General features: G+C 39.4%; 8 protein-coding genes. 2 read left to right on the top strand and 6 right to left on the bottom strand.

All coding sequences use genetic code 11. From position 1 onward, the window contains the following. Nucleotides 1–17: 17 nt before the first annotated feature. Nucleotides 18–689 (top strand): hypothetical protein, encoded by a 672-nt coding sequence (locus tag ERX35_RS08850; protein WP_149459540.1) that lies wholly within the window; start codon nt 18–20, stop codon nt 687–689. A gap of 895 nt (nt 690–1584) precedes the next feature. On the opposite strand, the gene ERX35_RS08845 is transcribed toward ERX35_RS08850, so the two are convergent. The 6 genes from ERX35_RS08845 to sppA all read right to left on the bottom strand — a co-directional run bounded on the left by ERX35_RS08845 (nt 1585) and on the right by sppA (nt 7152). Next, entirely contained in the window at nt 1585–2589 is a 1005-nt protein-coding gene (locus tag ERX35_RS08845) for a tyrosine-type recombinase/integrase (RefSeq protein WP_170234594.1), read from the bottom strand. Nucleotides 2590–2756: 167 nt separating this feature from the next. Beyond that, nucleotides 2757–3956 (bottom strand): acetate kinase, encoded by a 1200-nt coding sequence (locus ERX35_RS08840; protein ID WP_425463267.1) that lies wholly within the window; start codon nt 3954–3956, stop codon nt 2757–2759. A gap of 71 nt (nt 3957–4027) precedes the next feature. Then, nucleotides 4028–4957 carry a class I SAM-dependent methyltransferase gene (locus tag ERX35_RS08835; RefSeq protein ID WP_149459538.1) on the bottom strand — a complete coding sequence of 310 codons (930 nt, stop codon included), beginning with the start codon at nt 4955–4957 and terminating at the stop codon, nt 4028–4030. A gap of 51 nt (nt 4958–5008) precedes the next feature. Beyond that, nucleotides 5009–5506, bottom strand: a complete 498-nt coding sequence (gene tpx, locus ERX35_RS08830; RefSeq protein ID WP_149459537.1) for a thiol peroxidase — start codon at nt 5504–5506, stop codon at nt 5009–5011. 104 nt (nt 5507–5610) lie between these two features. Next, the gene (locus ERX35_RS08825) at nt 5611–6138 is read right to left on the bottom strand and encodes an RDD family protein (RefSeq protein ID WP_170234593.1); all 528 of its coding nucleotides are present in this window, start codon (nt 6136–6138) and stop codon (nt 5611–5613) included. A 9-nt stretch (nt 6139–6147) separates the two neighbouring features. Continuing rightward, nucleotides 6148–7152 (bottom strand): signal peptide peptidase SppA, encoded by a 1005-nt coding sequence (gene sppA / locus ERX35_RS08820; protein WP_149459535.1) that lies wholly within the window; start codon nt 7150–7152, stop codon nt 6148–6150. Nucleotides 7153–7238: 86 nt separating this feature from the next. Between sppA and ERX35_RS08815 the strand changes: the two genes are divergently transcribed. Further along, entirely contained in the window at nt 7239–8039 is an 801-nt protein-coding gene (locus ERX35_RS08815) for an NAD kinase (protein WP_149459534.1), read from the top strand. Nucleotides 8040–8041: the final 2 nt, after the last annotated feature.

Raw genomic sequence — 8041 nt, 5'->3', positions numbered from 1 at the left:
ACTAGGAGGTTTATCATATGAAAAGAAATGACTATATAAAAACTATAAATAAAATAAGAAATGAATTGAGTTTAATTGAGAAGAGTATTAATAGTGAACCTGATTTTCTTGAGGGATTTGCTTTATACGATGAAAATAAAGAAAACATTATTGATACTAAAATCACTTTACAATACTTAGAAGAGTTAGCAGATGGCAATCAAAGTACTAAAGCTACATCTATATATATGAATTTAGATACGTTTGAAAAATTAGACTCTTTAAGTTCTTATATTGAAGCTACCACTTCACCAAATACGACTTATAATCCTGATTACTTATCAGAAATTGAAAAAAATAATTTTAGAGATTTAACTAAAAGTTTTAAAACAAAGTTTATTACTCTAGCAATTGAAGAAGCTTTATTAAAATGGGAATATGAAGGCAATAAAAATCCAAAAGTTCAAAAATTAAGATATTTAGGTAATAAATCAAAAAATGAATTTTACCGTTCATACTTGTGGGAAGAAAATGGTCATTACTATGGAGTGACCTTAGATAAAAGATCATTTGAAAGAGAGTTTTTAACTACTAATCCTCAAAACTTAAATCCAGAGAAAATAGTAGGTATTAAGAAGATATCTATTGGTGTACCTTTATATAAAATTGAAGAATGGTTCGAAGAAAAAAAGAGATTAGCTGAAATATAACCATGCGTAATCACTTAACTGAATATACTATCTGCTGAATGTAGGTATTAGAAAAATCTAAAACCACCCCCTCCCTACTTCAATATAAATAGCTTAATCAAAAAGGGAACTCATATTTATTCTGCTGGATCAGTAGACAAGTCAGAGGGCGGTATATATATTACATAGAGTGCTTAAAATATGTGCATTTAACACTTGTAGAATCGAGTTAAAATGAACTTTTAAAGCTGTTTAAAGGCTATTATCAAATCATCAGAAAACGCTGGTATATACGCAGAAAAAGAAGCGGTCTGCTGTCAGATTAATTTTTAAAATCTTATTTCTGAAAAATTTCCACATTATATTAGTATATATATTTAAGTGATTATTTAAAAATTACAAGGGAAATCTCCGCTAGTCGGCATTTTATCTTGTTCATAAAAGTACTAATTTACAAGGGCTTTATGAATTAGAAAATGGCTGATTTTAGTTAAATTTGTAATAATTCTATAACAACTAAAATTCACTCAACTGTTGATTTCTCTATGAAAATGGGCTTTCATTTCAGTTTAATAAAATGAGATCAGTACTTTTTAAAATATTGAATATCATAATATACTTAAGTATAAGGTAAAATCCGCTTCTAATATTGTGATAAAATCGTTCTTTTAATCTTAATAGAATCATAGTCCTATTTGAATGTTATAACGCTCTAATTAAGCCGCACAGCAACGTTACAGCTATTTATGTGTATTAAAAACTATTACTATATGCTGTCGGTTCTTCAATGCTTAATATGAATCAAATATTACTAATAGCAGATTTACTTTTTAAGACATGTCTATCTTTTAATATCATATTAAGTTATACAATAGAAGCTACTCACTGAATAATGGTGAATAGCTTCTATAATTTATTATTTTCTTTTATTTCTTCTCATACTTGATATAGATTTTTTACTATAAATCAGACTATCAACTGCATTATATTGATTATGCTGTTTTTTGATTAGTTCTTCATTCACATGAGTATATATTTCAGTTGTTGTTATTCTTGAATGTCCTAATATTTTCTGCAATACTCTTACACTACCACCATTCGCAAGAAATTCAGTTGCTGCGGTATGTCTAAATGTATGACAACTAAACTCTTTATTTATTTCCAACTTTCTACTAAACTCTTTCAATGTTTTTCTAAAAGAATCAGGTCTTAGTTTTTTCCCGTATGAGTTTAAAAAAACATATTCATTATCAAATTCTGAAGTAATATCAATATACTCTTTAAGCAGTCGTTTAGTTTTAACGCTAAAATTCACATATCTATAATTGTTATTCTTAGTCTTGCTAAAATATATTATTTGATTATCAAAATCAATATCATCTTTAGTAAGTTCTAATACCTCGCCTATTCTTCCCATTGTGTCTAATAACACATGAATAATAACATAAGCTCTAAATTCTGTGTAATAATTCTTTTCAAGTCCATTGAGTAACTTATTAATATCTTCTTTACTTACAGTTTTTACACGTTCATTCTGTTTCTTAACTAAAGATATATGCTTAAAAGGGTTATTATCAATATACTCGCATTCAACTAACGTATTAAATATTGCTTTGCTTAATCTGATATAAGTATTCACTGAAGAAGGTGCTAAACCGATCTTAGAGCCTTTTTTATTCTTCCTGTCAGTGTAATGTTTATAGTCATATAGTAAATAACGTACATAATCTTCAGCGTCACTTTTAGTTATTGTAAATATGTCCTTATCGTTAAAATATTTTCTCATGCTGACAAATGCTTTGTGATAGCTTGTCATAGTTGCTTCTGATAAGTTCATTACACTTTTAGCACTAATAACAATCTCTTCAGCTTCTGTGTATGAATCATTAAGACTTCTTTGCTTTATCAATTTTCTCGACATAAAAAGACACTTCCTTATTAAATTTATTTGTGTAAATTCAATAAAGTCGTGTCTAATATTATGAAACATGCGATCACTACTATAATGGTTAACACTACTTATATAGTAATGATTGCATTCTCATATAAATATTGATTTTTGTTTCAACGTTGATTTGAAGCGGTCTTTTAAGCTTCTAAGTGACCGAATTCCATGACGTCACGAGCAATCATGACTTCTTCGTCAGTCGGAATGACCATAACTTTAACCGGTGAATGTGGATAGTTGATGAATGCTTCTTCGCCGCGGAGACCTGTATTCAATCTTGGGTCCCAGTAGACGCCCATAAATTCAAGTCCTTCCAGTACTTTCGCGCGGACGACGTCAGAGTTCTCACCGACACCTGCTGTGAAGATGATAGCATCCAGACCATGCATACGTGTTGCATATGAACCCATATATTTATGGATCCGGCTCGCGAATACTTCCAGTGCTAATGTTGCTCTTTCATCGCCTTCTTGTGCGCCCTGCTCGATATCACGAAGGTCACTTGAAGTGCCTGAAATACCTAATAGTCCTGACTCTTTGTTCAGTACGTCCAGCACTTCTTCTGCAGTCTTTCCTGTCTTCTCCATAATATATGGAATCAGCGCCGGGTCAAGGTTACCTGAACGTGTTCCCATCGTGACACCTGCAAGCGGTGTAAAGCCCATAGACGTATCGACAGATTTACCGCCGTCTATCGCCGCAATAGAGGCACCGTTACCAATGTGGCAGGAAATGACACGCAGCTGTTCAATCGGACGTTCCAGCAGTTCAGCAGCACGTTCTGATACATATTTGTGGCTCGTACCGTGGAAGCCGTATTTACGGATACCGAAGTCTTTATAGTATTGGTACGGCAAGCTGTAAAGATATGATTCTTCAGGCATTGTCTGATGGAATGATGTATCGAACACAGCAACGTGAGGAATATTCGGCAGCATTTTTCTGAATGCGCGAATACCCATCAAGTTGGCAGGATTGTGCAGCGGTGCAAGATCGCTCAATGATTCAATCTGCTTCTCTACTTCATCCGTGACAAGTGCTGAAGTCGGGAATAACTCTCCGCCGTGCACGACGCGGTGGCCTGTGCCGTCAAGGTCGTTGATATCGTTGATGATGCCGTGTTTCTTCATCTCTTCAAGCATCATGTTGACCGCCTGTTCATGATCTTTAATATCAAGAACCTGCTTAATTTTTTCACCGTTCACTGTAATCGTGAAAATAGAATCTTTCATGCCGATTCTTTCCACAAGACCTTTCGTCACTACTTTTTCTTCAGGCATTTCAAACAGCTGAAATTTCAGTGATGAACTGCCGGCATTAATCGCCATAATTTTCTTCATGATTATCCTCCTCAAAAGTTCTACTTTAATATTAAATCATTAATACAGAAGATTATCAATCATTATAACAGCTACTTTTTATTTCTATTGGATTTAAACCATTCTGTCATTTCATCAAGAAATGACCTCATCTGAAATTCATCTTTAAAATCCGGGATATTGGCTAACAGCACTTCAACGGGCGGCGTTTTCTTACCGCTTTTGCGCTCGAGTATCAGCAGTGATTTACGTGTGGACTCTGTTTTGAATAAACTTGACGGAAAGTTAAGAAATGCCTGCATAATGGTCTCTGTTGCAATAAATTTTTGAAGCTGTTGCACATTATCATGCTCAAACAGCTGACTCGGTACAACGAGAAATGCCAGTCCGCCCGGCTTCAGTGCATGGACTGCCTGCTCTATCAGCAGATGATGGGAGAAGCTGTGGCCCTCTTCAAATCCGAGTGTCATCTGATGGCTGCGCTCGTCCACCGGATAATATCCGACCGGCAGATCGCCGATAATGAGATCCATGTCACTGACAGCAAGCGGCATGATGGCGTCCTGCGGGTAGACATTGAACGGAATCTCCAGGAAGTTCGACAAGTGGACGCTGAGCCTCGCGAGCACCGGGTCCACTTCTACAAGATAATGCGTGAATTTCTTGTCCGGATTCTGCTCATGCACTGTCGCTGATAAATGGCCGGTTCCACTGGTCATATCCAGAAGTTCCGCCTGTTCATCATCACCCATGAACATGCGGACGAGATAACTCACCAAGTAACCGATGCTGTCAGGCGTCATCTGATGATTCGGCTGGATCATCTCTTCTTTCAGCATACTTAAATAAGCGAACTGGAATGCTTTACGACGTTCCACTGTTGTGCTCTGTTCGAGGAGGGCCCGGTCATTCATATAGAGCTCTTCCATACTTAAGCCGAGATTTTCAATAAAGCTGTGCCCATTTTCGAGCTGTAGTTCTTTTGCTTTCTTATCAAGTCTTTCAAACAATTTCTCAATCATAAAGTCATATTTCCTTTCAAATAAAAACTGCCCTCAGTAAGGGCAGCATGATTAAATTGATTTCAAAGCGTCCAGTGCTTTATCGTAGTCCGGATGGTTCGTTCCTTCAGAGACGACTTCTGTATAGACCACTTTGTTGTCTGTATCAAGAACAAATACTGAACGCGCAAGTAAGCGCAGCTCTTCCATGACGACACCATAAGCAGTACCGAACGCCAAATCTTTGTGATCGCTCAATGTCACGACATTATCAAGACCGTGTGCTGCACACCATCTTTTCTGTGCAAATGGTAAGTCTGCAGAAATTGTGATGACCACTGCATTATCGATGCCGGACGCTTCTTCGTTGAAACGTCTTGTCTGCTGGTCACATACGCCTGTATCAAGAGAAGGGACGACGTTGATTAATTTCTTCTTGCCTTCAAAGTCAGCTAACGTGCGCACCGATAAATCGTTTGCGAGCACTGAAAAGTCAGGTGCTGTTGTTCCTTCGGTTACTTGTTCTCCAAGCAATGTGATCGGTGAATCTTTAAATGTGATTTGAGTCATTACAAGTTCCTCCTGAAATATTAGTCGTCTTTAATTTAACATGAAATGTGTTGAAAGCGAACTATTTTGACTGATGCGCCGGAATAATAACGGCTGTAGTGCTGTCAGTTCTCCGCCCGCTGTGCCTGTGTCAGCCGGTCGCGCAGCCGCTCCTGCTCTTCTTTGACGACAATCGTATCGCTCAGCATATCATGGATCCCCTGCCTGCTCGGATTGAACAGCACGACGAGATAGAGCAGATTTACAAAGAAATTGCTGATGTATCTGCCGAACACTTCCCGCACGACCACCTGCGTGAACGTCAGCGGTGTCTGACGGTAGGAGATGACTTTCAGCCCGAGAATCATCTTGCCGATCGTCGCTCTGAAAAACCATGTCATCAGTAAAAAGTACAAAAAATAGACGAGAGCACTAGCAACGTTCCCCGCATTGAATATCGGAACGAGCCAGTAATCACTGGACACATGCAGCAGCGTCATGAGCGGGTCGACGACAATCTGCTTGATGCACCAGATGACAAGCCCGTCAATTAAATAGGCAATGAATCTTCGGCCGAAGCCGGCATGTGTGCTGTACATAATGTCCTGCTCAAATCCGGCAAGGGGCGACGCATAAACCATTTTTTCATTCATCGTCATCACCTACTCCCCGTAAAGATACATCGGCGCTGCGCCTTGACGTTTTGTCAGCAGCTCTTTAATCGTATCCACTTCACTCTGGCCTGTTAACTTAGAGAGCCATGATTTCGCTGCGAATGGATTAGCCCCGAAAATAGAATCCTGCTGATTAAATTCAATGACTTCTGCTTTGTCTGCCTTCATCTCCTGCTTCAACGCAGCAAGTGCATCTTCTTCCAGACCGAGCTGATCAACTAAGCCGTTCTTCTCTGCCTGCAGCCCTGAATAAACCCGTCCGTCCGCCAGTTTCTTAACGTCAGCTGCACTCATCTTTCTGCCGTCTGAGATCACTTTGACAAACTGGCTGTAACTTTCATCGACAAGCGACTGCAGAATCTGACGTTCTGAGGCGTCCATCTCTTTAGTCGGGCTCATGATATCTTTATGTGCACCGCTCTTGATTACATTGAATTTCACGCCGTATTTATCGGCAAGCTCCTTGTAGTTCATCGACTCCATGATGACGCCAAGCGAGCCTGTCAGCGTCTCTCTTGACGCAAAGATTTTGTCTGCCGGCGTTGAAATATAGTAACCACCGGACGCTGCCACATTTTTCATAGAGACATAGATTTTCTTATTTTTCGCTTTAATCTGTTCCAGCTTATCGTGTATTTCAGCACTTTCGTAAACACCGCCGCCAGGAGAATTGACCACTAACAGCAGCCCTTTAATCGATGAATCGTTCTTAATCTTCTCCAGTTCTTTCATCATCAGCTGATGATTGTAGGAGGCAGCTGAAAACAATGACTGTTCACCAGTATCCTGGATGACCCCGTTCACTTCGACCCGTGCAATTTTATGAGCTGTATCCGTGCCGGAAATCGTTGTCTCCTCGAGTGAATCAGAACTGCCGAGCTGTTTCAGTTCATCAGAGAAGTTCGAGGTAAAGCTGCTCGTAAACAATGAAGAGGCTACAGCAAAAATAAAGAGTGCCGCTGCGATCAGCAGGGCAATGATACGCTTATTCATCTTATCTTCCTTTCAAATGGTTTTATTTACATCTATAATAATAACAGAAAGAAAAACGTTATCATAACCATTAGGGGGAATTTTCCATGAATGCTAGAAATAAGTTTTATTTTTTCACATCACGTGACCCACTGGTCATCGCACAGAAAGATAGCGTGGCAGAACTGGCAGTTGAACATGGTTTTGAAGTGGTTGAACATCCGGATGACGCTGATATCATCGCATCAATCGGCGGGGACGGTGCGTTTCTGCAGGCTGTACGAAAAACGAATTTCCGTCAGGATGCTATCTATGTCGGCATCGCGACAAGCGACCAGAAATACTTGTATTCTGACTTCCATATTGACGATACATCGAACCTCCGTGCAGCAGTGAAAAACGAGACCACTGAAGTGAGACGTTACCCGGTGCTTGAAGTGAACTTGAACAACGAGATGACTTACTACTGTCTGAACGACTTCTACATTAAATCGTCCATCATCAAATCAATGACGATGGATGTCTCCATCGATGCCGTGCCCTTCGAGACGTTCCGTGGTGATGGTCTGCTGATATCAACACCGACCGGTTCGACGGGCTACAACAAGTCACTCGGCGGTGCCGTCGTCGATCCGATGATGAAAAGCATGCAGATGACTGAAATCGCATCACTGAACAACAATAACTACCGGACACTCGGCAGCCCGGTCGTCTTAAGTGACAGCCGTGAGCTGACGCTCAGCCTTGATAAGTCAGGCAACTTCTACCCGATCATGGGACTTGATAATGAGGCATTGTCTATCCAGTATACAGATTTCATCTCTATTAAGATCAGCGAGAAAGTCGTTAAAACATTGAAGATCAAAGAAAATTCGTTCTGGCATAAAGTACAGCGTAACTTCCTGTAGCA

The organism is Macrococcus equipercicus, from assembly GCF_004359525.2.
GTDB classification, from domain to species: domain Bacteria; phylum Bacillota; class Bacilli; order Staphylococcales; family Staphylococcaceae; genus Macrococcus; species Macrococcus equipercicus.
This window is presented reverse-complemented; position numbering and strand designations above follow the sequence as displayed.

Excerpts from the sequence above, each read along its gene's own strand:
- ERX35_RS08850 (WP_149459540.1), top strand. The coding sequence starts at position 18 with ATGAAAAGAAATGACTATATAAAAACTATAAATAAAATAAGAAATGAA.
- ERX35_RS08845 (WP_170234594.1), bottom strand. The coding sequence starts at position 2,589 with ATGTCGAGAAAATTGATAAAGCAAAGAAGTCTTAATGATTCATACACA.
- ERX35_RS08840 (WP_425463267.1), bottom strand. The coding sequence starts at position 3,956 with ATGAAGAAAATTATGGCGATTAATGCCGGCAGTTCATCACTGAAATTT.
- ERX35_RS08835 (WP_149459538.1), bottom strand. The coding sequence starts at position 4,957 with ATGATTGAGAAATTGTTTGAAAGACTTGATAAGAAAGCAAAAGAACTA.
- tpx (WP_149459537.1), bottom strand. The coding sequence starts at position 5,506 with ATGACTCAAATCACATTTAAAGATTCACCGATCACATTGCTTGGAGAA.
- ERX35_RS08825 (WP_170234593.1), bottom strand. The coding sequence starts at position 6,138 with ATGAATGAAAAAATGGTTTATGCGTCGCCCCTTGCCGGATTTGAGCAG.
- sppA (WP_149459535.1), bottom strand. The coding sequence starts at position 7,152 with ATGAATAAGCGTATCATTGCCCTGCTGATCGCAGCGGCACTCTTTATT.
- ERX35_RS08815 (WP_149459534.1), top strand. The coding sequence starts at position 7,239 with ATGAATGCTAGAAATAAGTTTTATTTTTTCACATCACGTGACCCACTG.